The sequence below is a fragment of the Allobosea sp. Tri-44 genome (assembly GCF_004123845.1).
Taxonomy (GTDB): domain Bacteria; phylum Pseudomonadota; class Alphaproteobacteria; order Rhizobiales; family Beijerinckiaceae; genus Allobosea.
On sequence record NZ_NBDP01000042.1, the window covers coordinates 65,478 to 90,911 of the forward strand.

The window sequence follows — 25,434 nt, forward strand, 5'->3', positions numbered from 1 at the left end:
CGTCATGAAGATCCACGGGCGGCACTACCGTACCATCTGGCTCGACGAGGATGGCTGGGGCGTTGTTGTCATCGACCAGACGCGGCTGCCCTTCCATTTCGAGACTGTCCGGCTCGCGACTTCCGATGAAGCGGCTCACGCCATCCGCCACATGACGGTGCGTGGGGCGCCCCTGATCGGGGCGACGGCGGCTTATGGCGTGGCGCTGGCGCTGCGGGTCGATGCCTCTGATGCAGCCCTTGAGCAGGCGCTGACACTGCTTGGCGCGACACGGCCGACAGCGGTCAATTTGCACTGGGCGTTGGCGAGGATGCGCAAGCGCCTGATCGACCTGCGGGAAGACGAGCGCGTCGGCGCAGCCTATGCCGAGGCGGCGGCGATCTGCGACGAGGATGTCGCGCTCTGCCGCGCCATCGGCGAGCACGGGCTCGGCGTGATCCGCGAGATCGCGGCGAAGAAGCCAGCGGGCGAACCGGTCAACATCCTGACCCACTGTAATGCCGGCTGGCTTGCCACCGTCGACTGGGGCACGGCGCTGGCGCCGATTTACCTCGCGCATGATGCCGGCATCCCCGTCCATGTCTGGGTCGACGAGACGCGGCCGCGCAACCAGGGCGCGGCGCTGACGGCCTACGAGCTCGGCAGCCATGGCGTGCCGCATGCCGTGATCGTCGACAATGCCGGCGGCCATCTCATGCAGCACGGCCAGGTCGACATGGTGATCGTCGGCACCGACCGCACGACCGCGACCGGCGACGTCGCTAACAAGATCGGCACCTATCTCAAGGCGCTGGCGGCCAGGGACAATGGCGTGCCGTTCTACGTCGCGCTGCCATCGCCGACGATCGACTGGACACTGCAGGACGGGCTGAAGGAGATCCCGATCGAGGAGCGCGCAAGCACCGAGGTCACGCATCTGTTCGGCCAGAGCGAGGATGGTCGCACCGGCTTCTTCCAGGTTGCGGCGCCCGGCAGCCCGGCCTGCAATCCGGCTTTCGACGTCACGCCGGCCCGTCTCGTCACCGGCCTGATCACCGAGCGCGGCATCGCACCCGCGAGCCTTGACGGGCTGCGCCGGCTCTTTCCGGACCTTGCCCAGGGACAGGCGGCATGAACGAGCAGGCGTTGCGGCAGGAGATCGTCGAGGTCGCGCAGGCGATCGACCGCGCCGGCTTCTGCCCGTCGAAATCGGGCAATGTCTCGGCCCGTTTCGAAGGCGGGTTGCTGATCACGCCGTCGGGGCTGCCCTATGCGAAGACAAAGCCGGAGGACCTGATCCATCTCTCGCTCGACGGCGCGGTGCTCTCGGGCGAGCGCAAGCCATCGTCGGAATGGCCGTTCCATATCGAGATTTACAAGGCTCGGCCTGATGCGCAGGCGATCGTCCACACGCACTCGCCGCGGGCCACCGCGCTCGCCAGCGCGCGCCGTGGCATCCCGGCCTTCCATTACATGATCGCCCTATGCGGCGGGGCCGATGTGCGCTGTGCCGACTATGCCACTTTCGGCTCGCCGGAGCTCGCTGCCAACGCGGTCAGGGCGCTGCATGGTCGCAAGGCCGTGCTGCTCGCCAATCACGGCGTGATCGCGCTCGGCGCAAGCCTGGCGGGCGCGCATACCATCGTCGCCGAAGTCGAGAATCTCGCCGGACAGTATCTCGACCTGCTGGCCTCCGGGCTCGAGCCGGTCATCCTCGACGCGGCCGAGATGCAACGCGTATCGGCGAAGTTCGCCGGTTACGGAAAGGTCGGTTGATCTTAGAGACGCATCTTACTGGTTGTTAAGGCGTCTCGTCTAATGACGGCGGGATGAAGCTCTCGCGCTATCTGCTCGATTCGCTCGACGCCCTTGGTATAGGCGTTTGCGAATACGATGAGCAGATGAGGGCCCTGTGCTGGAACCAGACCTTCCTGCAACTCTTCCCCGAGGACGAAGGCGAGATCTACGTCGGCGAGCCCTATGGGGACAATCTGGTGCGGTTCTATCAGCGCCGCCTCTCGCCGGAGGAAATGCCGGAGATTGCGCGACACGTCGCAGAGGGCGTGACGCGCCACGAGAACCAGACGCAGCCCTTCGAATTTATCCACAACGGCCGCAAGTTGCGCGCATCCTCGCTGCGGGCGCCGGATGGTGGCCGCGTGCGGCTCTGGCAGCGGCTGGATGTCGAGAGCCATGCCGAAACGGCCCCCGAGCTGGTGCTGCCGGTGATGGATGCGCTCCGCTTCATACCGGACGGCGCCAGCATCCTGGATGCGAAGGAGCGGGTGATCGCCGCCAACAACGCGTTCCGGCGGCTCTACGATCTGCCCAAAGGCACGCCGGTGGTCGGCCGCACATTAGACGAGATCATCGCCTGGTGCTGGCGCGAAGCCTCGCCGGCCGGCGCCTGGCGGGCGGCGATCAGCAACGGCCTGCGCTATGACGGCGTGCCCTTCGAGATCGAATTGCCCGGCCAGCGCTGGCTCAGGCTGATCGCGCGGCACAGCACCGGCGGCGTCAGCTTCTTCACCCATGCCGACATCACAGCCGCCAAACGCCAGCAGATGGAGTTGCTGGAAGCCCAGGAGGCTTTGCGCCGCGCCAATGTGGCGCTGGCCGAACTCGCCGAGACGGACGGCTTGACCGGCCTTGCCAATCACCGCCGCTTTGTCGCGCGCCTCGCCGATGCGTCAGCCCGACCGGAGCCGCTCTCGCTGCTGATGATCGACGTCGATCACTTCAAGACGATCAACGACCGTTTCGGCCATCTCGTCGGCGACGCCTGCCTCAAGGCCATTGCCGGGGTCATCGCGGCACAGGTCACCTCGGCTTCGGCGCTGGTGGCCCGGGTCGGTGGCGAGGAGTTCGGTGTCCTGCTCGGCGACACCCCGATCGAGGCGGCCGAGGAAGCTGCAACGGCCATCCGCCGTGCCTTGCGGCGCGTGCCGTGGCGCCTGCTTCATGGCGAACTGACAGGGGTGACCGTCTCGATCGGACTTTGCGCGGGAGAAGGTCCGCTGGACGGCACGGGCCTGCACGCTCGTGCCGACGAGGCGCTCTATGCCGCCAAGCGCAATGGCCGCGATCGCATCGAGCTGGCGAGCCCGCCGGCGGCTTCGCGGCGCGTCGCAGGCTGATCAGCGGTCTCCATCTCAAAGCGAGAGACGGATTCACCGATCAGATTGGTTCAATCTGATCGGATTCGGCTCTTGCGCTCGATGAAGACGCAGCCGTCGAAGCTGAAGACCGTCTCGCCCTTCTGATTGACGCCGGTGTTGTGGTGGAAGAACAGGCCCCAGTCTGGACGTGACAGGCTTGGGCGCTTGTCGGCAACGGTCGAGTGATAGGTGATGCGGTCGCCCGCATAGACCGGTTTCAGCCAGCGCAGATTCTTGAAGCCGGGCGAGGGCCCGAGCCGGGGCGCTGCGGCCGGTGCGAGCGCGATCTCCTGCCGCCGGCGGTGGCTGACCATCGCCGCCATCCAGCCGGCCGCCGTATGCCAGCCGGAGGCGCAGAGGCTGCCGAACGAGCTCTTCCTCGCCGCGTCCTCGTCCATATGGAAGGGCTGTGGATCGAAGGAGCGGGCGAAGGCGACGATCTCCTCCGGCGTGAAGACGAGGCTGCCGAGCTCATAGCTCTCGCCGATCACCAACTCGTCGAAGAAGCCAGGAGGGGCGGTCTGCAGAGCGGGCGGCTCGACAGCGACGGTCGCGTGTGGCGGCTCGTAACTCACCGAATGCCCGAGCCAGTCGCCGCCGGCAGCCTCGAAGCCGGAGCCACGGCGGCCGAACATCACCCAGTTATTTTGCTCGACAACCGGCTCGCCGCGCTGGTTCAGCAGCTCGAAGCGGAATTTCACGAGCCCCATCTCGGCGCGCGAGCGCGATTCCTTGGTTTCCGAGACCGTCCAGCGCAGCTTCAGCACATCGCCGGGCTTCACGGGTCGAAGCCATTTCACCTCCTCGACGCCGGGTGAACCCATCGAAGTCGAGTCGAGGAAGAAGGCTTCGGCCGCGAGCCGCATCAGGAGGGAGCAACTGTGCCAGCCCGAGCCGATCAGCGAGCCGACAAAGCTCGCCCTGGCCTTGTCGGGATCGATGTGGAAGTCCTGCGCATCGAAGCGGCTCGCATAAGCGAGGATGTCGTCCTGCGAGACAGGAAGGGCGCCATACTCGGTCACGGCGCCGGTGACGAAGTCCTCGAAGTACAGCATCACCGGTTCCATCCCGTCATCGGATACGCTTCAAACGACTTTACCGAGCTCCGTCATTCCGGCCGTAGCGAAGCGGAGCGCCGGAATCCATCGTAGGGCTTGGAGGTCTACGATGGATTCCGGAGCTGCGCGCCTGCGGCGCTTGTCCGGAATGACGGGGAGGCATAACCGGCCGCATAAAGCAGCCAACAGCCTCAGTTGGCGAAGCGGAAGTGCAGCACGTCGCCATCGGCGACCACGTATTCCTTGCCTTCGAGGCGGAACTTGCCGGCCTCGCGCGCGCCGCTCTCGCCCTTGTTGGCGACATAGTCGTCATAGGCGATCGTCTCGGCGCGGATGTAGCCCTTCTCGAAATCGGTATGGATCACGCCGGCGGCGGCAGGACCCTTGGTGCCCTTCTCGATCGTCCAGGCGCGAGCCTCCTTCGGACCGACGGTGAAATAGGTGACGAGGTGGAGCAGCGCATAGCCGGCGCGGATCACCCGATTGAGGCCGGGCTCTTCGAGGCCGACGGCGTCGAGATAGTCTTTCTGATCAGCCTGCGGCAGCACCGCGATCTCGCTCTCGATCTTGGCCGAGACGACGACGGCGACCGCGCCTTCCTCGGCGGCGCGCGCCTTCACCTGCTCGGAGAAGGCATTGCCCTTGTCGGCGCTGGCTTCCTCGACATTGCAGACATAGAGCACGGGCTTGGACGAGAGCAGGCCGAGCATCTCGAAAACCTTGCGCTCGTCGGCCGCGACCTGGACGAGGCGGGCCGGCTTGCCCTCGCGCAGCAGCACGAGGCAGCGGTTCATCAGGTCGGCCAGTTCCTTGGCTTCCTTGTCGCCGGACTTGGCCTTCTTCTCCAGCGGCAGGACGCGCTTCTCGAGGCTCTCGAGATCGGCGAGCATCAGCTCTGTCTCGATGATCTCGATATCGTTGATCGGGGCGACCTTGCCCTCGACATGGGTGATGTCGCCATCCTCGAAGCAGCGCACGACATGGGCGATGGCGTCGCATTCGCGGATGTTGGCGAGGAACTGGTTGCCGAGGCCTTCACCCTTGGAGGCGCCGCGCACCAGCCCGGCGATGTCGACGAAGGTCAGCCGGGTCGGGATGATCTCCTTCGAACCGGCGATCGCGGCGAGCTTCTCCAGCCGCTCGTCGGGCACGGCGACGTCGCCGACATTCGGCTCGATCGTGCAGAACGGATAGTTCGCCGCCTGCGCCGCCGCCGTCTGCGTCAGCGCGTTAAAGAGGGTCGACTTGCCGACATTCGGCAGGCCGACGATACCGCATTTGAAGCCCATGCTTGCTCGTCCAGTGCATCGCGGGCCGGCTGCGGCCATCGCGGAAAGATCTCTCGGTTCTCCCCGGCCTTATTGGGTGCGGAGCAGCAAAAGACAAGATGGCGGGCGCGAGCGCGGATCACGCGAAAGTGCATGGCGGCTCGGTTGCCGAACGCGCACGAGTGGAGCGCGACTGAAAAGATCGGCTACCGGAGCTGCTCCATGCGCCTTGTCTCGCTCGCCCTGATCGGCCTTGTCATGGCTTTCGCAGCCGATGCGCAGGCGCAGACGCCCCAGACACGCGTGCGCGGCGCGGTCGAGCGTCTCGAAGGACATTCCCTGACGGTCAAGGCGCAAGACGGCGCGGTGACGACGGTCGCGCTTGCGCCCAATTATTCAATTGGCGCCGTGGTCAAGGCCTCGATGGCGGATATCAGGAAGGGCAGCTTCGTCGGCGTAGGCGCCCGCCCACAGGCTGGGGGCGGGCTGGCGGCCGTGCAGGTCTTCATCTTTCCCGAGGCGATGCGCGGCACGGGCGAGGGCCACAAGCCCTGGGGCGTTCTGCCGGATTCGACGATGACGAACGCGACGGTGGCCGAGACGGTCTCGCAGGTCGAAGGCGGCAGCGTCACGCTGACCTATCCCGGTGGCGAGCAGACGATCGCGATCCCGCCCGAGGCCAACATCATCATGGCGGCGCCGGCGCAGACCGGCGACCTCGTCGCTGGGGCCCAGGTGGCGATGACCGCTAGCCGGCAGGCAGATGGTAGCCTGTCGAGCAGCCGGGTGACGATTGCCAAGGCGGGTGCGCAATTACCGCTGTGACAGCGAGCCCTAGTCCGTCGCCTTCTCGCCGAGGCGTTTCACGGCACCATGGCCGCGCGCCTCCATGAACAAGTGGACTTTGTTCTGGAAACCGGCGTCGTCATGGGGCGCCAGCAGGGCGGCATTGTCGGCGCAGGCGGTGCAGAGGTCCTCGACCCAGGGCTCTTCGGCCTTGCCGAAATCATTCAGCACATAGGGGTGGACGAGTGCCTTGTCGCCGGGATGGCCGATGCCCATCCGCACCCGGCGATACTCGTTGCCGATCGCGGCCGTGGTCGAGCGCAGGCCGTTATGGCCGGCATTGCCGCCGCCGAGCTTCACGCGCAGCTTGGCCGGCGGCAGATCGAGCTCGTCATGGAAGACGATGATGTCGGCCGGCTCGATCTTGAAGAAGCGCGCGGCTTCGCCGATCGCACGGCCGGATTCGTTCATAAAGGTCTGTGGCATGAGCAGCAGCACCTTCTCGCCGCCGATCGTCGCCTCGCAGGCATGACTCTGAAAACGGGCGCGCCAGGGCGCGGCACGGGCGGCGCGAGCGATCGCCTCGACTGCCATGAAGCCGATATTGTGGCGGTTGCGGGCATAGCGGGAGCCCGGATTGCCGAGGCCGGCGAAGATCAGCATCGTGGGGTTCCGCACCGGTTATCATAGCAGAACGGCCGGGCATGCCCGGCCGTTCGCAAGCATTGTCCCGAAGGAACGTCCGGCTCAGGCCTTGGCGGCTTCGGCTTCGCCCTCGGCGGCGGCAGGCTCGTCGGCCTCGACCGTCGGCGGAATGATCGTGACCAGTGTCCGATCCTTCGTCGAGGTCAGGCTGACGCCCGCCGGCAGCTTGAGCGCGTCGCTGTGGAGCGTATCACCGACCTCGAGGCCGGCAACCGAGACCTCGATGAACTCAGGAATGCTCTCGGGGGCGACTTCGATCTCGAGCGAGTGCTCGACGATCTGCAGAGCGCCGCCGCTCTTCAGGCCGGGCGACTGGTCCTGGTCGACGACGTGCACGGGAACCTCGACCTTGATGGTCTGGCCGGCAGCGATCCGCAGGAAGTCGACATGGATCGGGAAATCCTTGACCGGGTCGAGCTGGTAGTCGCGCGGGATGACGCGCGTCTTCTTGCCGTCGACGTCGATCTCGAACAGCGTGGTCAGGAAGTGACCAGCATAGATCATCTGGCGGGTCTTGTTGGCATCGAGCGCGATGGCCACAGGCGTTTCGCCCGCACCGTAGATCACGGCGGGAGTGAGGCCCTGGCGACGAACTTCCCGGGCGGCCCCCTTGCCGACCTGGGCGCGCGCCGAAGCCTGAATCTGCTTCACGGCGGTCATGTGTTTGATCCTTAGCTTTTTAAAAGACATGGCCGCCAGCGGGCGGCCATTGCGGTTCGCGTCCCTGCCTCCAAGGGTGTCAGTGGGACGCGAGCAGGCTCATAGGCGAAACCGCAGACAATCTCAAGCCCGCAGGCCGATTCAGGCCGCCGTGGCAGCCGAATGCGAGATGGCGACTGGCGCCGGCCGGGCGAAGCTGCGAACGAAGGCGGCGACCGCTTCGGCCGGCATCGGCCGCGAATAGTGGTAGCCTTGGCCGAGCCGGCAACCCATCGTGGCCAGGCGCCGCGCCTGACTCTCGCTTTCGATGCCTTCCGCCACGAGCCGCATGCCGAGCCGGCCCGCGATGCCGATGAGCGCCTCGACGATCGCGCCGCTTCTCTTTCCGCCGTCGATGCCTTCGACGAAGGAGCGGTCGATCTTGATCGTGTCGACCGGGAAGTCGAGCAGATGAGTGAGCGAGGCGAAGCCGGTGCCGAAATCGTCGAGCGCAACCAGGATGCCGCGTTCGCGCAAGGCCGCCATGGTACGCGCGACGCCGTCGCCGCGTCCGCCCATGATCACCTGCTCGGTGATCTCGACGACCAGATGCTCGAGCGGAACCTGGGCTCGCTCGAAGGCCCTGACGATGCGCTGAACGAGGTCGCCTTTCTGAAAATCGGCCGAGGTGACATTGATGCCGACATAGCGGATCGGCAGGCCTTCGCGCAGCCATTGCGCCATGTCGGCTGAAACCGCCGCCAGCATCTGGCCCGAAATGCGATAGGCGAGCTTGGGGTCGAGCAGCGCATCCTGGAATTCGCCGGCCGCCACGACACGGCCATCGTCCAGCCGCAGCCGCGCCAGGGCCTCCATGCCGGCGATCTCGCCGGTGTCGAGCCGGATGATCGGCTGATAGTAGGGGACGAGGCGCCCCGCGCTCAGCGCCTCGTCCACGGTTCGGACCGTCTGGATGCGGCGCGTCATTGCGGTGCGCAGGCCGCCCCTGAAGCGCACATAGCCGCCGCGCCTTGTCTCCTTGGCGTGGTAGAGCGCGAAATCGGCATTCTGGCGCAAGACGACACTGTCGCCGCCGTCTTCCCCGGCGATGGCCCCGCCGATCGTGACGCTGGGCACGATCGTCGTTCCCTCGCAGTCGAGCGGGGTCTGCATCGCAGCGAGGATAGCGCCGGCCACGCCGCGCAATTGCCCCGCCTTGTCATAGCCCGGCAGGAGGACGGCGAATTCGTCGCCGCCGATCCTGAATGCCGTTCCAGTTGGCGCCACCGCAGCAAGCCGCGAGCCGACGGCTTCGATCAGCAAGTCGCCGACGGCATGACCCATCGTATCGTTGATCGCTTTGAGGTGGTCGATGTCGATCAGCATCAGCCCAAAGTCGGACCGGCTCGTCGCCTGCGCGATCACCTCATTGAAGCGAGCCCGGTTCGGCAACCCGGTCAGCGTATCGAAATAGGCGAGGCGGTGATTGCGGGCGTTGACCTCCTCGTGCTCGATCGCGATGGCGCAGAGATGGACGCAGGTCTCGACGATCCGACGCTCGAAAGGCGTCGCGCCGCGCTGCTCGCGATAATAGAAGGCGAAGCTGCCGACGATCCGGCCGTCACGCGCTGCGATCGGGCTCGACCAGCAGGCGCGCAGCCCAAGCGGCAGCGCGAGTTCGCGATAGCCTTCCCAGCGCGGGTCGCATGCGATGTCGGTCACCTCGACCGGGCTTTTGCTGTAGATCGCCGTTCCGCAGGAGCCGACGCGCGGACCGATCGGGATCCCATTGACCGCCTCGCCATAGCTGCTCGGCAAGCTCGGCCCCGAGATCGGGCGCAGTCTGAAATCGTCGTCGATCGTCACGACCGAGCAGACGACGCCGGGAGCGAGCGCCTCGACCCGCTCGCAGAGCGCCGTCATGATCGCCGCCAGTTCCTCACCGCGCGCGATCGATTCCAGGATGGCGTTTTGCAGGGATTGCAGACGCTCGACGGAATCGTGACGGCGCATCGGGGCACTCGGCAGGGCGGGAGGTGCCACCATGCCGCAGGGGCGTGAAACCGCCGTTTCGCGCTTAGGTCGAATTGTCGGTTTTTCTGATCTTCAGGCGGGAGAAAGCCCGATCCGCTCGTCACGCCGGCGCAGCAGGTGCATCAGCGGCAGCGCCAGCAGCATCATCCAGGCCTTGCCGATGATTTGGCCGGTGAGGAAGTCGAGGCTGCCGAAGGCGAGCCAGAGGAAGACGAGGCTGTCGACGACGAGACCGATGAGGCTGGAGGCAGCCACGGCGGCAACGAAGTTGCGCTTCTGAAGCGGGGTGTAGACCGCGAAGTCGGTCAGCTCGGACAGAAGGAAGGCCGCGACCGAGGCGACGACGATTGCGGGCGGCGCCAGAAGTCCTGAGATCAGCGCGCCGACGGCGATGGCGCCGAGTGCCGCAGCGGGGCCGAGCCGCCGCTGGACGATGTCGCGCAGGACGAGGGCGAGGCCGATCATCAGCACGCCGCTCGGCGCCTTGATACCCGGCGCGACGGGGACGAGGCAGGGGCCGTTCGGCACGCAGACCGTGCCGACATTGCCGATCAGCCAGTTGGCGAGCGGGATCGTCAGGGTAAAGAGGGCCAGCGCGATCAGGCCCTCGGTACGGCGTTGCCGGTCAATCGTCATGGTTCGGTCCGCTGTCGTCCGGTGCGGCCTCATAGGCCGCAAAGCCCCTTGCCCGCAAGTCGCAGGCCGGGCAATGGCCGCAGCCATAGCCCCAGGCATGCCGTTTCGTTCGGTCGCCGAGATAGCAGCTATGGCTCTCCTCGACCACAAGATCGAGCAAGGCCTCGCCGCCTAGTTCCTTGGCCAGGGCGAAGGTCTGGGCCTTGTCGCGCCACATCAGCGGCGTGTGCAGAACGAGCCGGCGGTCGAGCCCGAGGCCAAGCGCGACCTGCATCGCCTTGATCGTGTCGTCGCGGCAATCGGGATAGCCGGAATAATCGGTCTCGCAGACGCCGAGGACGATGTGCTTGCAGTCGCGGCGATAGGCCAGCGCCGCTGCAAAGGTCAGGAAGATCAGGTTGCGGCCGGGGACGAAGGTCGTCGGCAGGCCGGCATCAGTGAAGGCGATCTCGCTTTCGCTGGTGAGCGCGGTGTCCGAGATCGCGCCGAGCGTCTTGAGATCGAGAAGATGATCCGTGCCCAGCCGTTCGGCATAGACCGATGACAGACCGGGAAGCCTGGTCCGGATGGTTTCGCGGCACGTAAGCTCGATACGATGACGCTGGCCGTAGTCGAAGCCCACGGTCTCGACAGCGGTGAAGCGCTCCAGCGCCCAGGCCAGGGCGACAGTGGAATCCTGGCCGCCGGAGAAGAGGACGAGGGCCCGGGTTTCGTTCATGTGAGTTCAGCCAACACGGCGGCGTCATCCCGGACGCAGCGCAGCGGAGCTCCGGGATCCATCGTTGAGCACGGAGTTCTACGATGGATCCCGGGTCGACCTTCGGCCGCCCGGGATGACGGCGCGTTTCCGAGCCATGACATCACGGCAGAGGGCTCCGTCGCTCAATCGAACAGGCTGGAGACGCTCGACTCGCTCGCGGTGCGCTCGATCGCCTCGCCCATCAGGCCGGCGATCGAGATGACGCGGATGTTGCGTGCGACCTTCACCGCCTCGGTCGGCATGATCGAGTCGGTGATCACCAGCTCTTTCAGCTTGGAGGAGGCGATGCGCGCCACGGCGCCGCCGGAGAGCACGCCATGGGTGATGTAGGCGTAGACCTCCTTGGCGCCCTGCGCGAGCAGGGCCTCGGCGGCGTTCACCAGCGTGCCGCCGGAGTCGACGATGTCGTCGAGCAGGATGCAGGAGCGGCCCTCGACCGAGCCGATGATGTTCATCACCTCGGATTCGCCCGGCCGGTCGCGGCGCTTGTCGACGATGGCGAGCTGGGCGTCGATGCGCTTGGCCAGGGCGCGGGCGCGCACCACGCCACCGACGTCCGGCGAGACGACCATGGCGTTCTTCCAATCGAGCCTGTCCTTGATGTCGCGCGCCATCAGCGGCGCGCCGAACAGGTTGTCGGTCGGGATGTCGAAGAAGCCCTGGATCTGGCCGGCGTGCAGGTCGAGCGTCAGCACGCGGTCGACACCGGCATGGGTGATCAGGTTGGCGACGAGCTTGGCCGAGATCGGCGTGCGGCCCGAGGCGCGCCGGTCCTGCCGGGCATAGCCGAAATAGGGGATCACCGCCGTGATGCGCCTTGCCGAGGAGCGGCGCAGCGCATCGGTGATGATCAGCAGCTCCATCAGGTGGTCATTGGTCGGGAACGAGGTCGACTGGATGATGAAAACATCCTGGCCGCGAACGTTTTCCTGGATCTCGACGAAGATTTCCATGTCGGCGAAGCGCCGGACCTGGGCCCGGGCGAGTGGCACATCGAGATGGCCGCAGATGGCTTCGGCGAGGGCGCGGTTGGAATTGCCGGCGACGACTTTGAAGGAAGAGGGCATGCCGGGGCGCACCAGAAACGCGGGTAAGGCGAGCCGTCCGAGCGGGGGGCGGCTCAGTTTCGAAGGGCTCATAACAGCGTGATGACGCCGAGTCGACCAAAGAGGCGCAGCGTCCCCATGCAAATGCTGCACCGCACCCGGCAGCGATGCGCGTTGCGCGGGATATCCCTAGATCTGCGCGACCTGAAGGCGCGCCGAAGGTTGGATTTTCAGCGCTTCTTTTCGGGAGCGGCCTGAGCCGTGCGCGTCTTGCTCTTTGCGTCTTCCTTCGGCTCGGGCACCGGCGCTGTCGTCAGGAAGCTCGCGATCGCGTCGGCCGATTCGGACGCGGCCTTGGCGACGATGGTCTGGTCGATGCCCGCCCAGGGGTCGGAGCCGCCGCCGCGTCGGCCAAGACTCTCGCCCTGAACGCGTTGTGCCCGCTTCTTGCTCTCGTCATAGACGTCCCAGACGAAGGCGAGGGCGGTCTGACCATCCTCCGTCGGCTGGGCGGTGAGATAGCCGCGCACCCGGAAGCGGGCCGGCTTGTCGCCCGGGACGATCTCCATCTTGCGCTCGGCCGCGGCTTCGCCGAGCAGGCCGGCGAAATGCGCCGTCACCTGGTCGGGGGCACCGGAGATGCTCTGCACTGAGACCGGGACGCCCGGCGCATCGACGCGCGGCCGCGCCGCGGTCGTGGTGGTTTCCTGGCAGCCTGCGAGCGCAAGCGCAGCAAGCGGCCCCAGAACGAGGCCGTAAGAACGAACCGACATTGTGACGCCTCCCGCCCATTGTTTGGGCTTGGATTGCTGGTCTTCCCTGCGGCGCTCGTTGTAGGCGCAACGATCGTTCAGGTCCAGATAGGGCAGGCGCGGGCTGGGACGAGCCCATTACGCCACGGCGATTGCGCTGTGGGCGCTCCTTCGCCATATCTCCCGGCAGGCGCATGGGGCGCCCGCCGGAGAGCTTCGATGGTCAGCACGTCCAACCGTATCCTCGACGACATCGCCCGGCTGGCGACCGATGCGGCCGGCGCGGCGCAGGGCGTGCGCCGCGAGGTCGAGACCGTGGTCAAGACGCAGATCGAGCGGCTGCTGCGCGATCTCGATGTTGTGACGCGCGAGGAATTCGAGGCGGTGCGCGAGATGGCGCTGCTGGCGCGCGAGGAGAACGACAGGCTTGCGGCCCGGCTGGCGGCGCTCGAGGCGCGCGCGGCAAAGGAGTGAGGCCATTCCGGTGCGCGCTGTGGACAGTCGCGCGAAGGGATTGAGCCGACGTCCGAATCCGCAGAGCCTGCATCGCGTTGTGGGCGGGTTAACCGGCCTGCGCTATCGTCGATGAAGAGAGGTGATTCGTCGTTCAGCCCTGCCTCACGGGGTGGTTCGACGGAGTGAAGGCCGCCCAGCGGCTTTCTTGTCGGGTTGTGTGCCTTACGCTTTTCCAGTCGCCGTGTACCCGTTCTCAGACAAGCCGCGCCTGCCTTGAAGGTTGGATGCCGGCTGTTGGACCTTGGGCATGATGGACCTTGACCTGGACGCCGATACCGAACGCCCCTCTAACCCCCTCGATCTCGTCGAACGCCTGGCCGCGCTGAACGATTGGAGCTTCGATCGCGACAGCGACGACGAGCTCTCCGTTTCCGTCACCGGTGGCTGGGCCGATTATCACGTTGCGATCACCTGGCTCTCCGAGGTGGAATCCCTCCACATCGCCTGCGCCTTCGACCTCAAGGTGCCGGACCGGCGCCGCAACGAGGTGATGAACCTCGTCAGCCTGGTCAACGAGCAGCTCTGGCTCGGGCACTTCGACCTCTGGAGCCGCGAGAACGTGGTGATGTATCGCCACGCACTTCTGCTCTCGGGCGGGGCCGAGCCGACCGAGGAGCAGGCCGCCGGGCTGATCAAGGCGGCGATCGACGCCTGCGAGCGCTACTACCAGGCCTTCCAGTTCGTGGTCTGGGCTGGCAAGAGCGCGCGCGAGGCGCTCGAAGGCGCGCTGCTGGAGACGGTCGGCGAAGCGTGAATCGTAGGCGAGCCCGGGCTTGACCCGGGCCGCGCTTGGCGGTTCAGGTCCGTGCGCAACCGCGCATCGACCGGAGAGACGCCATGCCCAGCCCGCTTCCGCAAACCCTCACCCTCGTCGGTGCCGGCAAGATGGGCGGCGCCATGCTCGAAGGCTGGCTGCGCATCGGCGTGAAGGGGGCGGGGATCACGCTGATCGACCCGCATATTTCGGATGACATGCAAGCCCTTGCCGCCGCCGAGGGCATGAGCGTCAACCCCGCCGCTCCGGCACAGGCCGAGGTCGTGGTGCTGGCGACCAAGCCGCAGATGCTCGACACGGCTGCCCCGTCCGTCCAGGCGCTGATCGGCCCGAAGACGCTGCTGATCTCGATCCTCGCCGGCAAGACGCTCGGCGATCTCTCGGCTCGCCTCCCCAATGCCGGTGCGATCATCCGCGCCATGCCGAACCTGCCGGCCTCGGTCCGGCGTGGTGTCACTGCTGCCGCTGCGGGCAAGGGCGTGAGCGACGTACAGCGGCAGCTGGCGGATGCGCTGCTTGCCGGTGTCGGCAAGGTCGAGTGGCTCTCGGATGAAGGGCTGATCGATGCCGTCACTGCCGTATCCGGTTCGGGCCCGGCCTATGTCTTCCATATGGTCGAATGCCTCGCTGCGGCTGGTACCGCCGCCGGGCTGCCGGCCGACCTTGCCGAGCGGCTGGCGCGCGCCACTATCGAAGGCGCGGGCGAGATGTTGTTCCAGTCGCCACTGCCGCCCGCGACATTGCGCCAGAACGTGACCTCGCCTGGGGGCACGACGGCTGCCGCGCTCGAAGTGTTGATGGCCGATAACGGCCTGGCGCCCTTGATGCGACGCGCGGTCGCTGCCGCCAAACGCCGCGCCGAGGAGCTTTCCGGCTGAGGCGGCCTTTCAACCAGCCCGCGCAAGGCCTAGCTTCTCTCCTATCAGTTCGCGACAGGAGAGATACCGATGGCGCGCAAACCCGTTTCACCCGAGGCTGAGAAACCCGCCGCGAGGCCCGATCCGCGGCGCGCCGTGGTCGACGCCCTGTTCCGCTTGGCCACGACGCAGAGCTGGGACGAGATCGAACTGCCTGCAATCGCCCGCGAAGCCGGGGTCAGCCTCGCCGAACTGCGCGGGCTCTTCCCCTCCAAGCTCGCGATCCTCGGCGGCCTCGGCCGCATCCTCGATGATGCCGTGCTGGCGGGTAGTTCCGACGACCTGGCGGAGGAATCGTACAAGGAGCGCGTTTTCGATCTGGTGATGCGCCGGCTCGACGCGCTGGCGCCCTACAAGGCCGGCCTGAAGGCGCTGATGCCGCATCTGCGGCGCCAGCCCTTGGCGCTCGCCGCGCTCGGGCGCAACTCCGTGAATTCCTGGCGCTATCTGCTGGCCTCCGTGGGTATCCCGACCGAGGACGATCTCGGCTCCGTCCGTGTCCGGGGAGCGACGCTGCTGATGGCCCGCGTGCTCGACACCTGGCTCGAGGATGACGAGCCCGAGCTGTCGCGCACCATGGCGAAGCTCGACCGCGAGTTGAAGACGGCGGGACAGATCATGGCGCGTGTCGAGGATGTCCATCGGCTGACGGCGCCGCTGCGGGGACTCGCCCGGTCGCTGTGCTCGGGCGTCAAACGCACGCCGCGGCGCGAGCGCATGCGCGGCGAAGAGGGCGACGACTACGCCCCGGCAATCTAAACGCAATCACTGGTTGCGGTGAGCAACTTGTGATTGTGGCAAAATCGTGGCAGCGTTAAGCAGGCATTAGCCGTTTCTTGCGAATTTCGAGAATCACGTTCGCAAGGGGCGGCTATGTCGTTGATGAAGAAGCTTACTGCGCTGTCGATCAGCCGCTCGTTCGGGCTGGTCGCGATCCTGGCCGCCGTCGTAGCCGTCGCGAGCGTCGCGGTGACGCTCTATCAGGCCCGTATCGACATGCTCGACCTGAAACGGGCCGAGGTGAAGAATGCGGTCGAGGCTGCGACCTCCACGGTGAACGCCTATGTGGCGCGCGTCGAAAAGGGCGAGCTCAAGGACGCCGACGCGCAGAAGCTGGCAATCGACGCCGTCACCAATGCCCGCTTCGACGATGGCAACTACTTCTTCGTGATCCGCTATGACGGCTTCAATATCGCCCATGCGAACGCGAAGCTGGTCGGCACCGATATGTCGCCGCTCAAGGATTCAACCGGCAAGCTCTTCGTCAAGGAATTGACCGACACCGCCCGGACCAAGGGGGCCGGCTTCGTCGACTATCTCTGGGTGAAGCCCGGCGACAAGGATCCCTCGCTGAAGATCTCCTATGTGATGGGCGTGCCGAAATGGCAGTGGTCGATCGGCGCGGGCATGCATGTCCATGCCGTCGAGGCCTCGTTCTACGGCCTGATCAAGGACGTCGCCATCGTGCTGGTGCCGCTGGCGCTGCTGCTGCTCGGCCTCGTCGTCGTGCTGAGCCGCCGCGCCTCCGCCATGCTGCGTGCGATCGCCGGCAACATGAGCGCGCTGGCTGCCGGCGATCTCAAGGCGCCGATCGCCTATCAGGAGCGGCAGGACGAGGTCGGCAGCATGGCGCGTGCCCTCGTCGTCTTCCGCGATGCGGCGCTGATGAAGCAGCAGGTCGAAGCCGAGAAGACACAGGCGGAAGCCGATGCCGGCGAGCAGCGCCGGGCCGCCGATACGCAGCGCAGCCTCAACGAAGCGCAGCGCGGCGAGGAGGCGAAGAAGCAGGCGGTCGTCGTCGACGCGCTCGGCGCCGGGCTGGAGCGCCTGACCGAGGGTGACCTGACCTATCGCATCGAGGCTTCCTTCAGCGCCGAATACGCCAAGCTCAAGAACGACTTCAACGCGGCGATGGCGCATCTGGAAGAGACGATGCGCCAGATCGCGACGAACACCGAGAGCATGAAGGCGGGCGCGGGCGAGATCAGCCAGGCGGCCGATGACCTTGCCAGCCGCACCGAGCAGCAGGCCTCCTCGGTCGAGGAGACCGCGACCGCGCTCGACCAGCTGACCGCGACCGTGCGCCAGACTGCCGAGGGTGCGCGCCAGGCGAGCCTCGCCACCAGCCAGGTCAAGGGCGAGGCCGAGCAGTCGGGCGAGATCGTCCGCGATGCGGTTGCGGCCATGGGCGGCATCGAGAAATCGGCCGAGGAGATCTCGCAGATCGTCGGCGTCATCGACGAGATCGCCTTCCAGACCAATCTGCTCGCGCTCAACGCCTCGGTCGAGGCGGCGCGCGCCGGCGACGCCGGCAAGGGCTTTGCGGTCGTCGCCTCCGAGGTGCGGGCGCTGGCCCAGCGCTCGGCGGAAGCCGCCAAGGAGATCAAGGGCCTGATCACTGCGTCCAGCATCGAGGTCGAGAAGGGCGTGGCCCTCGTCGGCCAGACCGGCAGCGCGCTCGGCCGCATGTCCGGCGAGATCACCCGCGTCACCTCGCTGGTCGCCGAGATCGCCTCGGCGGCGCAAGAGCAGGCGACCGGGCTGCAGGAGGTCAACACCGCGGTCAATGAGATGGACCAGGCGACGCAGCAGAACGCCGCCATGGCCGAGCAGTCGACCGCAGCCTCGCAGGCCCTGGCGCAGGAGGCCGACAGGCTGGCGGCGCTGGTTGGACGCTTCCGGCTCGGCGGCGACGTGGTTGCCTTGAAGTCGATGGCGAGCAAGATGGCAAAGGCTGCAGCGCCTGCGCCGCGCCAGGCGCGCGCCGCAGCGCCCGTCCAGACTCATGGCAGCGCCGCGCGCAAGGTCGCCAATGGTGGCGATCGCGGTTGGGAGGAATTTTGAGCCAGCCTACCGAGATCGCTGCAGCGATCGGCTTCGATGATTTCCTGAAGGTCGACATTCGCGTCGGCACCATTGTCGAGGCCGCTCCGTTTCCCGAAGCGCGCAAGCCGGCGATCAAGCTGGTGATCGATTTCGGCGGCACGATCGGCCGCAAGAAATCATCGGCGCAGATCACCAGGCACTACCGGCTCGAGGACCTCCTGGGCCGGCAGGTGCTGGCGGTGGTGAATTTCCCGCCGCGCCAGATCGGCAAGTTCATGTCGGAGGTGCTGACCCTCGGCGTGCCGGATAGCGACGGCGAGGTCGTGCTCATCGGCCCATCGCTCGACGTGCCCAAGGGCGGGCGCCTCTACTGAGGCCGCCCGTCAGGCGGCCTCGTGGTGCCGCCAGATACCGGTCGCCAGCGTAGTCGGCGCCGGCTCGGGCTCGGCCCAGCGAAAAGGCAGTGCCGCCTTGCGTCGCCAGGCGCGCGTCACCGCAATGTGCATGAGACGCTTGGCGCCGTCGAGCCCGGCCAGCTCCGGGCCGCTCCAGACGATCTCCGCCATTCCTTGCAGGTGCAGCAGGTCGCCCCTGGTGAAGTCGATGAAGAGCAGCGACGTCGCCGGCTCGCGCAGCAGATTGCCGAAGGTGTTGAAATAGCTGTTTCCGGCGAAATCCGCCACCGTCAGCCGTCCGCCCTCGATCCGGACGAAGCCCGGCCTGCCGCCCCGATGCGACATATCGAGCCCGCTTTCCGATCCGCTGGCGATGAAGAGCGTGTCCGAGTCCGCGATCAGGGCGTTGGCTGCCGCGTCGAGACCGCTGAGTTCTTCGGTCGTAGGCGCAGACGCCGGGGCGAATTCGTGCTGCCGGACCTGGATGTACTTGGCGCAGTTCCCGAAACTCTGGCTTACCGCCACCTTGAGCCCGTTGCCATTGCGTTCGTTGATGATGCCGTTGGCGCGGTTGCGGCGGCGGGTGCGCAGATCCAGCCCGAGCATGCCGATCGGCGCGCCTGCGCTCAGCGCAGCATTGGCCGGATCGTCGAGGCCGGGCAGGGCAGCGATGGCCAGCGCTTGCGGCGTCGGGCTGGTGACAAAGCCTTCCGGCCCGGTGAGGATCGTCGCGATCGGCTTGCCCTGCGCATCGCGGCCGGCCGCGAAGAGGTAGGGCAGCAGCGCGAAGAAATCGCGATGCTGGTCCGGCATGAACTCACGGATGCCAGCCCCGCGCGAGCTTTCGCCGGCGCGGGCCTGCGCCTCCAGTTCTCCCTGATGGAACGGAGAGGCGTCCATGATGTCAGCCTTTCACAGGGATGGGCGACGGCGGGATTGGCTTGAAGAAGGGCAGGGCCTCGACACGCGCCAGCCAGGTCCGCACCGCCGGGAAGGGATCGAGCGGGATGCCGCCCTCCGGCGCATGCGCCACATAGGAATAGCAGGCGAGGTCGGCGAGCGTCGGGTGCTCTGCAGCAAGGAAGCTGCGGCCGGCGAGATGCCCTTCCATGAAGGCGAGCAGCCGGGCGGCGATACGCTCTGCCCGCGCCGGGTCGTCGGGGAAGCCGAACTGCGCGATCATCCGGGCGATCGACGGTCCGTGCATGACCTCGCCGGCGGCGATCGAGAGCCAGCGCTGCACCTGCGCGGCCGCGACCGGCTCGGCCGGAAACCAGTCGCTCTGCGGGGCGTAGCGCTTCGCCAGATAGACCAGGATCGCGTTGCTGTCGGCGAGGGTGAGATCACCGTCCTGCAGCACCGGGATCTGGCCGAGCGGGTTGAGCGTCGTCCGGAATGCCTCGGTGCGGCGGACCTCGGCGGGGGCTGGAACGAAGTCGAAATCGAGACCGAGCGCGCGCAGCAAGAGCTCGACGCGGTGGGTGTGGCCCGACAGGGCAGTGCCGTGCAGCGTGATCTTGGCTTGGGTCATCAGGGCCTCGCGATTGTGCAAGGCGGACTGTGATTGTTTCAGAAATTGAGCGATAGCTGATAGGTTGGCAAATCAGAATTCCCTCTGATGGAATGATCATGGATCGACTCGACGAACTCGCCATCTTCGTCGCAATCATCGACACAGGCAGCCTCGCCGGTGCGGCGCGCCAGCTCCGGCGCTCGCGGCCGGCGGTGACGCGGGCCCTCGCAGCGCTGGAGGAGCGGGCTGGCGTCAGGCTGATCGCGCGCACCACCCGGCAATTGATGGCGACCGAGGCGGGGCGGGAACTCGCAGCCTCGGCCCGCAACATCCTCGCGGAATATGACGCATCGCTCTCTGGCGTGACCGCAGCGCCGATGCGCGGCCTGATCAGGATCACCGCGCCGCTCGCCTTCGGGCGCCGCCACGTCACCCCGGTCGTCGCCGAATTCCTCGATTTGCATCCTGAGATCCAGATCGAGCTGGTGCTCGCCGACCGCAATCTTGACCTGATCGAGGAGGGCCTGCATCTAGCGGTCCGGATCGGCCCGCTGCCGAGCTCGCGATTGGTGGCGCGCAAGGTCGGCGAGGTCCGGCGCGTGCTGGTCGCGGCGCCAGGCTATCTCGAGCGTCGCGGCACGCCAATGCGGCCGGCCGATCTGGTGGACCACGACACCATCGCCAGCATCGCTGCCGGCCAGACCATGCTCTGGCGCTTTGCTGGTGGCGCGCGCAGCGCAACTGTGACGGTGACGCCGCGCCTGATCGTCAACGAGGTCGAATCGGCCTTGATTGCCGCGCGCTCCGGCCGCGGCATCGCGCGTGCTCTGTCCTATCAGGTCGCGCCGGATCTCGAGGCGGGCACGTTGGTGCGGGTGATGCGGGAGTGGGAGCCGCCGGCCGCGCCGGTCCAGCTCGTCGTGCCGAGCGGGCAGCATCTTCAGCCGAAGGTGCGTGCCTTCCTGGATTATGCCGCCAGCCGGCTGCAGCAGCTGCCGGTGATCAAGCCCGGAGGGTGAGCTTCAGCGCAGCGAGCCAACGAAGCCGGTGATCGCCGAGACGACGGCGCCCTCGCGGCCGATGAAGCCGTGATAGGCGCGCGCCTGGCAGGGATCGCCGGATGAGGTGCCGCCGTCGATCCAGAGCAGGCGGGCGCGATTGCCGGTCCATTGCTGGAAGGCGACCGCCGATTCCGGCAGCGTCACGCGGCAGCTGTCCTGGCGATGCTGGATGATCAGCGTCGGCGGCAGGCCGGCGGGATCGCCGAGCGAAGGCTTGGCGGCATCGAGCATGGCCGAGGCGAAGACTATTCCATCCGGCCGGGCCGAGAGCGTGCCCGGCACCTTCAGTGCGCCGCGGCTCATGGCAACGACGACGACGCGCGGCGCGATGGTGCGCATCAATTCGATCGCCTTGTTCGGATCGGCGCCGCCATCGAGCGTGATGCTGGCGATGCCGCTCCTGGCATAGGCGGCGCGAGTCCGGACGATCCAGTTGCCACTGCGCTCGACGCTGCCGTCCCCGCCAATGCCGATATAGCCGTCGCCACCGGTCAGCAGCACGACCCCGGCGCGCGCCTTGCCGGCAGGCTTGTTGAGCAGCGCCTTGCCGCCACCGAAAAAACCGCCGAGCTCGACCACGTCTTCCGCCTGGGCGAAGCCAGGCAGCAGCGCCAACAGCGCCGCGAGCAGCAATCTCTTCATCATCGCGATCATCCGCTTCCCCCTTGCCCTCGAGCCGGGCCACGTCCGCCCCGGATCATGAAAAATCGGGCGTCTGCACGCCAGCCCCATTTGGATTCCTCTGCGAAACCAGACGAGGCGCGGTAACCCCTCCCCCTTGTGGGGAGGGGCAGGGGTGGGGGGCGTAAAGTCGAAGCGAATTCGCCAGGAATTGGGCCGATCCGCTTCTACGACCCGCCAAGCGCCCAGTCGTTCGCCCCCCATCCCCATACCCTTCCCCACAAGGGGGAAGGGAGCCGCCCAGGCGATCAGCCTTTCGCTGAGGAAACCATTTGAGGGCAAGCGCGCCGGGGTCAGCGGAAAGTCGCATGCTTGGCTGCCTCGTCGTGGATCCAGCTGCGGAAGGCTGCGATCCCCGGCCGCTCCGCTACGGCCTCGGGGCAGACGACATAGTATTGGTAGGCGCCGGGCAGCTGCTGCGGGAAGGGGCGGACCAGGCGCCCGGCTTCGAGAGAATCGCCGATCAGGGCGCTCGTCGCGAGCGCGATGCCCTGGCCCGAGGATGCGGCCTGCAAGGCGAGAAAGGTGTGCGAGAAGCGCGGACCGTGCGTCGCGTCGATGTCGTCGACGCCGGCGAAGGCGAGCCATTGCCGCCAGGTCACATATTCGGGAATGCCTTCGGCGAGTTCGTGCAGCAGAGTGTGGTGGCGCAGGTCCGAGGGCTGGTGCAGCGGTCGCTGGGGGTCATTCAGAAGCGCGGCATTGCAGACGGGGAAGAACGTCTCCGTCATCAGGAGTTCCGAGCGCAGGCCGGTATAGGCGCCCTGACCATAGCGGACCGCGATGTCGACATCCTCGCGGGCGAAATCGGTGAGGTGGAGCGAGACCGAGATGCGCACCTCCAGTTCGGGGTGACGCTGCTTGAGCGAGCCGAGCCGCGGGATCAACCAGCTCAACGCGAAGCTTGGCATGGTGCTGACCGTGATCACATTGGCCGCGTCGGGCCGCAGCGCCCTGGCGGTGGCCTCATCGAGTTGGTCGAGCAATTGCGAGATCGCAGTGGCATAGCGCTGGCCGAGGGCGGTCAGCGCGACGCCCTTGCTCGGCAAGCGCGTGAAGAGCGGACGGCGAAGCCAGGCTTCGAGGGTCTTGATCTGCTGGCCGACCGCGCTGGCGGTGACGGCGAGCTCGTCGCCCGCCCGCTCGTAGTTGAGATGCCGTGCCGCAGCCTCGAAGGCACGCAGCGAGGTCAGGGGCGGCAGGTGGCGGCGGATCATGGCGTGGCCAAGTTCTGCTTGGGCTGTGGCAAAGAACTTCTCATTTGCTTCAGGACGCTGCAACCCCCAAATTCGTAGGCATAGAACTTGTCAAAGGAGGCCGCCATGTCGGCCAGGATCGCCACAGAAAATCTTTCGTTCTTCGCGACGCAGCACGCTGCGCAGGGGCTTACCGGCCTGTTCCTCCGCTTTGAGGACTGGCTCACGCAGCGGGCCAGCGCGCGTACGCTTTACAGCATGGACGATCAGGCCCTCTCCGATATCGGCTTGTCGCGGAGCGACGTTGAGCGGGTGAACGACACGGCTCGCAAGACTCTGTGGCGCCACTAGCGCAGTCCCCGTCATTCCGGGGCACGCCGAAGGCGTGAGCCCGGAACCCATGAACACCGGCTTCCATCGGAAAGACGCGGCAATTGCCGCGTTCTTTTTGGAGGGCGTCGTGTTCATGGGTTCCGGGCTCTTTGCTGCGCAAAGCCCCGGAAAGACGGTGCGGTTCCGATCAGACCGGCAGCCTGACCGTCGCGCGCAGGCCGCCCAGCGGTGATTCGCCGAGGATGATGTCGCCGCCATGCGAACGGGCGATGTTGCGGGCGATGGCGAGGCCCAGGCCCGTGCCGCCGCCATCGACATTGCGCGCTTCATCGATCCGGAAGAACGGCTTGAACACGTCCTCGCGCAGTTCCGGCGCGATGCCCGGCCCGTCATCGTCGACCATGACGATCAGATAGCGCGCGTCATGGGTGGCGCGGATCGCGATACGGTCACCGAAGCGCGCGGCATTCGAGACCAGATTGGTGAGCAGGCGCCGGATCGCATCGGGCCGTACCACGACCAGCGGGTCGCCGATGACGGTGAGCTCGGTCTGATGGCCCTGCCGCTCGGCATCGGCCTTGAGCGTTTCGAGCAGAGCGCGGATGTCGGCCTCGACCGGCGCCTCGCCGGCATCGCCGCGGGCGAAGGCGAGATAGTCCTCGAGCATGCGGCTCATCTCGTCGACATCCTTCTCGAGCGCTTCGAGATCGGGCGAGCGCTCAAGCAGGGCAAGGGAGAGCTTGAAGCGGGTCAGGATGGTACGCAGGTCGTGGCTGACGCCGTTCAGCATCATGGTGCGCTCGCCGATCGAACGTTCGACGCGGCGCTTCATCTCGATGAAGGCGTTGCCGGCGCGGCGGACCTCGCTCGCGCCGCGCGGCCGGAAATCGGCGTCGCGGCCCTTGCCGAACGCTTCGGCGGCGTCGGCGAGGCGCAGGATCGGGCGGATCTGGTTGCGCAGGAACAGCACTGCGATGGTGAGCAGGATCAGCGAGGTGCCGATCATCCAGAGCAGGAAGATGTGGCTGTTCGAGGCATAGGCCTGGCTGCGGCGGGTCAGTACCCGCATCACATCCTTGCCGAGCTTGATGCGGATCTCGATCAGGCTGGAGCGGCCGACCGTATCGAGCCAGAAGGGCCGTTTGACCTGCTGGGCGAGCTCGGCCGAAAGCGCGCTGTCGAGCAGCGAGAAGAAGGGGCGGGGACCCGGTGCCGGCAGATCGGTGTCGGGCAGGATCTCGACATCCATGCCGAGCCGATCCTCAGCGATACGGCCGAGAATGGTTGCCTGGTTATCCTGCGGATAGCTCTCATAGACGTCGATGAGGGTTGAGATCTCGGAGGCGACCGCCGACGATAGACGCTGCGTCACCGTCTGCCAGTGCCGCTCCATGAAGACATAGGCAACGACCGACTGAAGCAGCACGACCGGCGCGATGACGATGACGAGGGCGCGCGGATAGAGCCCCTTCGGCATGATGCGCGCGATCGGGCGCAGCGACCGGTCAGGCAGGCGTCGCAGCGGCTTGAACACGGTAGAGAGCGCCGGCGCGGCCCTGTTCCAGACAGCCTGCAACCCGGCCGCCGCCCTTGCGACGAGCGGAACGAGGCGGCGCCGGAACGAAGCATCCGCCATGCCGATCAGGTCCTGTCGACGACGAGGCGGTAGCCGATGCCGCGCACGGTCTGGAGATAGAGCGGATCGGCCGGATCGCGCTCGATCTTGCGACGCAGCCGGTTGATCTGCACGTCGATGGTGCGGTCATTGGCGGCCGAGCCCTGGTTGGCGAGCTGCTCGCGCGGGACATGCTCGCCGGCGCGCTCGGCCAGGGCAGTCAGGATTTCGCGCTCGCGTTCGGTCAGGCGGATCGATTCCTCGCCCTGGCGCAATTCGCCGCGAGCAAGGCCGAAGACGAAGGGGCCGAAGCGGACATAGTCCGGTCGCGGCGGCGCAATGGGCGTCTCGGGCTGGGCGGTGCGCTTCAGGACGTTGCCGAGCCGCAGGATCAGCTCGCGCGGCTCGAAAGGCTTGGCGAGGTAGTCGTCGACGCCGATCTCCAGGCCGTTGATGCGGTCGTTCGGGTCGGCACGGGCGGTCAGCATCAGGATCGGCACCTGCGTGGTCTGGCGCAGGCGGCGGGCGAAGTCGAAGCCGTTCTCGCCCGGCATCATCACATCGAGCACCATCGCGTCGAAGACGAGACGGCCGAGCCGGGAATCGGCATCAGCCGCGTTGGCAGCGGTGGTGACGCGGTAGCCATGGTCGCCGAGGAAGCGCGCCAGGAGGTCGCGCAGACGGCGGTCATCGTCGACCACCAGAACATGCGGGGCATCGTCAGGCACTGGCTTGAGCACGCTGGCAGCCATCTGGGCACCTTTTTCGTCTTCGGCGCCGGCTGA

Annotated in this window: 27 protein-coding genes; 12 read left to right on the forward strand and 15 right to left on the reverse strand. The window is 66.8% G+C overall.

Annotated elements, in window-relative coordinates:
* Positions 1-4 precede the first annotated feature (4 nt).
* From mtnA to B6S44_RS23565, 3 genes are read left to right on the forward strand one after another with little or no spacing between them, the layout of a single operon-like run.
* A complete protein-coding gene (gene mtnA / locus B6S44_RS23555) occupies positions 5-1,114 on the forward strand; it encodes an S-methyl-5-thioribose-1-phosphate isomerase (RefSeq protein WP_129159325.1) in 1,110 nt (369 codons plus the stop codon).
* Positions 1,111-1,755, forward strand: coding sequence for a class II aldolase/adducin family protein (locus B6S44_RS23560; RefSeq protein WP_129159326.1), 645 nt, complete (start codon positions 1,111-1,113; stop codon positions 1,753-1,755). The genes mtnA and B6S44_RS23560 overlap by 4 nt, the downstream gene beginning before the upstream one ends.
* A 53-nt stretch (positions 1,756-1,808) precedes the next feature.
* Positions 1,809-3,116: a sensor domain-containing diguanylate cyclase gene (locus tag B6S44_RS23565; RefSeq protein ID WP_129159327.1), complete on the forward strand. Its 1,308-nt coding sequence runs from the start codon at positions 1,809-1,811 to the stop codon at positions 3,114-3,116.
* Positions 3,117-3,166: 50 nt separating this feature from the next.
* On the opposite strand, the gene B6S44_RS23570 is transcribed toward B6S44_RS23565, so the two are convergent.
* A complete protein-coding gene (locus B6S44_RS23570) occupies positions 3,167-4,192 on the reverse strand; it encodes a MaoC family dehydratase (RefSeq protein ID WP_129159552.1) in 1,026 nt (341 codons plus the stop codon).
* A 194-nt stretch (positions 4,193-4,386) separates the two neighbouring features.
* Entirely contained in the window at positions 4,387-5,484 is a 1,098-nt protein-coding gene (ychF, locus tag B6S44_RS23575) for a redox-regulated ATPase YchF (protein ID WP_129159328.1), read from the reverse strand.
* A 201-nt stretch (positions 5,485-5,685) separates the two neighbouring features.
* Here ychF and B6S44_RS23580 point away from each other — a divergent pair, with 201 nt between their 5' ends.
* The gene (locus B6S44_RS23580) at positions 5,686-6,288 is read left to right on the forward strand and encodes a hypothetical protein (protein WP_129159329.1); all 603 of its coding nucleotides are present in this window, start codon (positions 5,686-5,688) and stop codon (positions 6,286-6,288) included.
* A 9-nt stretch (positions 6,289-6,297) separates the two neighbouring features.
* On the opposite strand, the gene pth is transcribed toward B6S44_RS23580, so the two are convergent.
* The 7 genes from pth to B6S44_RS23615 all read right to left on the reverse strand — a co-directional run bounded on the left by pth (position 6,298) and on the right by B6S44_RS23615 (position 12,842).
* The gene (pth, locus tag B6S44_RS23585) at positions 6,298-6,912 is read right to left on the reverse strand and encodes an aminoacyl-tRNA hydrolase (protein ID WP_129159330.1); all 615 of its coding nucleotides are present in this window, start codon (positions 6,910-6,912) and stop codon (positions 6,298-6,300) included.
* 84 nt (positions 6,913-6,996) lie between these two features.
* The gene (locus tag B6S44_RS23590) at positions 6,997-7,614 is read right to left on the reverse strand and encodes a 50S ribosomal protein L25/general stress protein Ctc (protein ID WP_129159331.1); all 618 of its coding nucleotides are present in this window, start codon (positions 7,612-7,614) and stop codon (positions 6,997-6,999) included.
* 141 nt (positions 7,615-7,755) lie between these two features.
* Positions 7,756-9,606, reverse strand: coding sequence for a putative bifunctional diguanylate cyclase/phosphodiesterase (locus tag B6S44_RS23595; protein ID WP_164985939.1), 1,851 nt, complete (start codon positions 9,604-9,606; stop codon positions 7,756-7,758).
* A 93-nt stretch (positions 9,607-9,699) separates the two neighbouring features.
* Positions 9,700-10,263, reverse strand: coding sequence for a VUT family protein (locus B6S44_RS23600; protein WP_129159333.1), 564 nt, complete (start codon positions 10,261-10,263; stop codon positions 9,700-9,702).
* The gene (queC, locus tag B6S44_RS23605) at positions 10,253-10,981 is read right to left on the reverse strand and encodes a 7-cyano-7-deazaguanine synthase QueC (RefSeq protein WP_129159334.1); all 729 of its coding nucleotides are present in this window, start codon (positions 10,979-10,981) and stop codon (positions 10,253-10,255) included. The genes B6S44_RS23600 and queC overlap by 11 nt, the downstream gene beginning before the upstream one ends.
* 164 nt (positions 10,982-11,145) lie before the next feature.
* Entirely contained in the window at positions 11,146-12,090 is a 945-nt protein-coding gene (locus tag B6S44_RS23610) for a ribose-phosphate pyrophosphokinase (RefSeq protein ID WP_129159335.1), read from the reverse strand.
* Positions 12,091-12,299: 209 nt separating this feature from the next.
* Positions 12,300-12,842, reverse strand: a complete 543-nt coding sequence (locus B6S44_RS23615; RefSeq protein ID WP_129159336.1) for a hypothetical protein — start codon at positions 12,840-12,842, stop codon at positions 12,300-12,302.
* A gap of 198 nt (positions 12,843-13,040) precedes the next feature.
* On the opposite strand from B6S44_RS23615, the gene B6S44_RS23620 reads away from it, so the two are divergent.
* The 6 genes from B6S44_RS23620 (at position 13,041) to B6S44_RS23645 (ending at position 18,229) form a co-directional block, all read left to right on the forward strand.
* Positions 13,041-13,295, forward strand: coding sequence for an accessory factor UbiK family protein (locus B6S44_RS23620; protein ID WP_129159337.1), 255 nt, complete (start codon positions 13,041-13,043; stop codon positions 13,293-13,295).
* 289 nt (positions 13,296-13,584) lie between these two features.
* A complete protein-coding gene (locus B6S44_RS23625) occupies positions 13,585-14,091 on the forward strand; it encodes a type III secretion system chaperone family protein (RefSeq protein ID WP_126109337.1) in 507 nt (168 codons plus the stop codon).
* Positions 14,092-14,174: 83 nt separating this feature from the next.
* Positions 14,175-14,990, forward strand: coding sequence for a pyrroline-5-carboxylate reductase (gene proC, locus B6S44_RS23630; protein ID WP_129159338.1), 816 nt, complete (start codon positions 14,175-14,177; stop codon positions 14,988-14,990).
* 69 nt (positions 14,991-15,059) lie between these two features.
* Positions 15,060-15,788, forward strand: a complete 729-nt coding sequence (locus B6S44_RS23635) for a TetR/AcrR family transcriptional regulator (RefSeq protein ID WP_129159339.1) — start codon at positions 15,060-15,062, stop codon at positions 15,786-15,788.
* 123 nt (positions 15,789-15,911) lie between these two features.
* A complete protein-coding gene (locus B6S44_RS23640) occupies positions 15,912-17,873 on the forward strand; it encodes a methyl-accepting chemotaxis protein (protein WP_206735233.1) in 1,962 nt (653 codons plus the stop codon).
* Complete coding sequence (locus tag B6S44_RS23645; protein WP_129159341.1) at positions 17,870-18,229, forward strand: tRNA-binding protein; 360 nt, start codon at positions 17,870-17,872, stop codon at positions 18,227-18,229. The genes B6S44_RS23640 and B6S44_RS23645 overlap by 4 nt, the downstream gene beginning before the upstream one ends.
* A gap of 9 nt (positions 18,230-18,238) precedes the next feature.
* On the opposite strand, the gene B6S44_RS23650 is transcribed toward B6S44_RS23645, so the two are convergent.
* Together B6S44_RS23650 and B6S44_RS23655 are read right to left on the reverse strand one after the other, a co-directional pair.
* Positions 18,239-19,150, reverse strand: coding sequence for a pyridoxamine 5'-phosphate oxidase family protein (locus tag B6S44_RS23650; protein WP_129159342.1), 912 nt, complete (start codon positions 19,148-19,150; stop codon positions 18,239-18,241).
* A gap of 4 nt (positions 19,151-19,154) precedes the next feature.
* On the reverse strand, positions 19,155-19,781 hold the full coding sequence (locus B6S44_RS23655) for a glutathione S-transferase family protein (protein ID WP_129159343.1): 627 nt from the start codon (positions 19,779-19,781) through the stop codon (positions 19,155-19,157).
* A 98-nt stretch (positions 19,782-19,879) separates the two neighbouring features.
* Here B6S44_RS23655 and B6S44_RS23660 point away from each other — a divergent pair, with 98 nt between their 5' ends.
* The gene (locus tag B6S44_RS23660; protein ID WP_129159344.1) at positions 19,880-20,782 is read left to right on the forward strand and encodes a LysR family transcriptional regulator; all 903 of its coding nucleotides are present in this window, start codon (positions 19,880-19,882) and stop codon (positions 20,780-20,782) included.
* A gap of 3 nt (positions 20,783-20,785) precedes the next feature.
* On the opposite strand, the gene B6S44_RS23665 is transcribed toward B6S44_RS23660, so the two are convergent.
* Positions 20,786-21,469 carry an alpha/beta hydrolase gene (locus B6S44_RS23665; RefSeq protein ID WP_129159345.1) on the reverse strand — a complete coding sequence of 228 codons (684 nt, stop codon included), beginning with the start codon at positions 21,467-21,469 and terminating at the stop codon, positions 20,786-20,788.
* Between the two features lie 329 nt (positions 21,470-21,798).
* Entirely contained in the window at positions 21,799-22,722 is a 924-nt protein-coding gene (locus B6S44_RS23670) for a transcriptional regulator GcvA (RefSeq protein WP_206735234.1), read from the reverse strand.
* A 105-nt stretch (positions 22,723-22,827) separates the two neighbouring features.
* Between B6S44_RS23670 and B6S44_RS23675 the strand changes: the two genes are divergently transcribed.
* Complete coding sequence (locus tag B6S44_RS23675) at positions 22,828-23,052, forward strand: DUF1127 domain-containing protein (RefSeq protein WP_129159346.1); 225 nt, start codon at positions 22,828-22,830, stop codon at positions 23,050-23,052.
* A gap of 169 nt (positions 23,053-23,221) precedes the next feature.
* On the opposite strand, the gene B6S44_RS23680 is transcribed toward B6S44_RS23675, so the two are convergent.
* Both B6S44_RS23680 and B6S44_RS23685 read right to left on the reverse strand, forming a co-directional pair.
* Complete coding sequence (locus tag B6S44_RS23680; RefSeq protein WP_129159347.1) at positions 23,222-24,670, reverse strand: ATP-binding protein; 1,449 nt, start codon at positions 24,668-24,670, stop codon at positions 23,222-23,224.
* A 5-nt stretch (positions 24,671-24,675) separates the two neighbouring features.
* The gene (locus tag B6S44_RS23685) at positions 24,676-25,401 is read right to left on the reverse strand and encodes a response regulator (protein WP_129159554.1); all 726 of its coding nucleotides are present in this window, start codon (positions 25,399-25,401) and stop codon (positions 24,676-24,678) included.
* Between the last annotated feature and the right edge of the window lie 33 nt (positions 25,402-25,434).

Bases quoted from the DNA above. Each gene is read 5' to 3' on its own strand.
- B6S44_RS23600 (WP_129159333.1), bottom strand. From the start codon at position 10,263: ATGACGATTGACCGGCAACGCCGTACCGAGGGCCTGATCGCGCTGGCC.
- B6S44_RS23675 (WP_129159346.1), top strand. From the start codon at position 22,828: ATGTCGGCCAGGATCGCCACAGAAAATCTTTCGTTCTTCGCGACGCAG.
- B6S44_RS23625 (WP_126109337.1), top strand. From the start codon at position 13,585: ATGATGGACCTTGACCTGGACGCCGATACCGAACGCCCCTCTAACCCC.
- B6S44_RS23610 (WP_129159335.1), bottom strand. From the start codon at position 12,090: ATGCCCTCTTCCTTCAAAGTCGTCGCCGGCAATTCCAACCGCGCCCTC.
- B6S44_RS23660 (WP_129159344.1), top strand. From the start codon at position 19,880: ATGGATCGACTCGACGAACTCGCCATCTTCGTCGCAATCATCGACACA.
- B6S44_RS23570 (WP_129159552.1), bottom strand. From the start codon at position 4,192: ATGCTGTACTTCGAGGACTTCGTCACCGGCGCCGTGACCGAGTATGGC.
- B6S44_RS23665 (WP_129159345.1), bottom strand. From the start codon at position 21,469: ATGATGAAGAGATTGCTGCTCGCGGCGCTGTTGGCGCTGCTGCCTGGC.
- B6S44_RS23685 (WP_129159554.1), bottom strand. From the start codon at position 25,401: ATGGCTGCCAGCGTGCTCAAGCCAGTGCCTGACGATGCCCCGCATGTT.
- B6S44_RS23640 (WP_206735233.1), top strand. From the start codon at position 15,912: ATGAAGAAGCTTACTGCGCTGTCGATCAGCCGCTCGTTCGGGCTGGTC.
- B6S44_RS23655 (WP_129159343.1), bottom strand. From the start codon at position 19,781: ATGACCCAAGCCAAGATCACGCTGCACGGCACTGCCCTGTCGGGCCAC.
- B6S44_RS23615 (WP_129159336.1), bottom strand. From the start codon at position 12,842: ATGTCGGTTCGTTCTTACGGCCTCGTTCTGGGGCCGCTTGCTGCGCTT.
- ychF (WP_129159328.1), bottom strand. From the start codon at position 5,484: ATGGGCTTCAAATGCGGTATCGTCGGCCTGCCGAATGTCGGCAAGTCG.
- B6S44_RS23565 (WP_129159327.1), top strand. From the start codon at position 1,809: ATGAAGCTCTCGCGCTATCTGCTCGATTCGCTCGACGCCCTTGGTATA.
- B6S44_RS23590 (WP_129159331.1), bottom strand. From the start codon at position 7,614: ATGACCGCCGTGAAGCAGATTCAGGCTTCGGCGCGCGCCCAGGTCGGC.
- pth (WP_129159330.1), bottom strand. From the start codon at position 6,912: ATGCTGATCTTCGCCGGCCTCGGCAATCCGGGCTCCCGCTATGCCCGC.
- B6S44_RS23580 (WP_129159329.1), top strand. From the start codon at position 5,686: ATGCGCCTTGTCTCGCTCGCCCTGATCGGCCTTGTCATGGCTTTCGCA.
- B6S44_RS23595 (WP_164985939.1), bottom strand. From the start codon at position 9,606: ATGCGCCGTCACGATTCCGTCGAGCGTCTGCAATCCCTGCAAAACGCC.
- B6S44_RS23670 (WP_206735234.1), bottom strand. From the start codon at position 22,722: ATGATCCGCCGCCACCTGCCGCCCCTGACCTCGCTGCGTGCCTTCGAG.
- mtnA (WP_129159325.1), top strand. From the start codon at position 5: ATGAAGATCCACGGGCGGCACTACCGTACCATCTGGCTCGACGAGGAT.
- B6S44_RS23680 (WP_129159347.1), bottom strand. From the start codon at position 24,670: ATGGCGGATGCTTCGTTCCGGCGCCGCCTCGTTCCGCTCGTCGCAAGG.
- B6S44_RS23650 (WP_129159342.1), bottom strand. From the start codon at position 19,150: ATGGACGCCTCTCCGTTCCATCAGGGAGAACTGGAGGCGCAGGCCCGC.
- B6S44_RS23560 (WP_129159326.1), top strand. From the start codon at position 1,111: ATGAACGAGCAGGCGTTGCGGCAGGAGATCGTCGAGGTCGCGCAGGCG.
- B6S44_RS23620 (WP_129159337.1), top strand. From the start codon at position 13,041: ATGGTCAGCACGTCCAACCGTATCCTCGACGACATCGCCCGGCTGGCG.
- proC (WP_129159338.1), top strand. From the start codon at position 14,175: ATGCCCAGCCCGCTTCCGCAAACCCTCACCCTCGTCGGTGCCGGCAAG.
- B6S44_RS23635 (WP_129159339.1), top strand. From the start codon at position 15,060: ATGGCGCGCAAACCCGTTTCACCCGAGGCTGAGAAACCCGCCGCGAGG.
- queC (WP_129159334.1), bottom strand. From the start codon at position 10,981: ATGAACGAAACCCGGGCCCTCGTCCTCTTCTCCGGCGGCCAGGATTCC.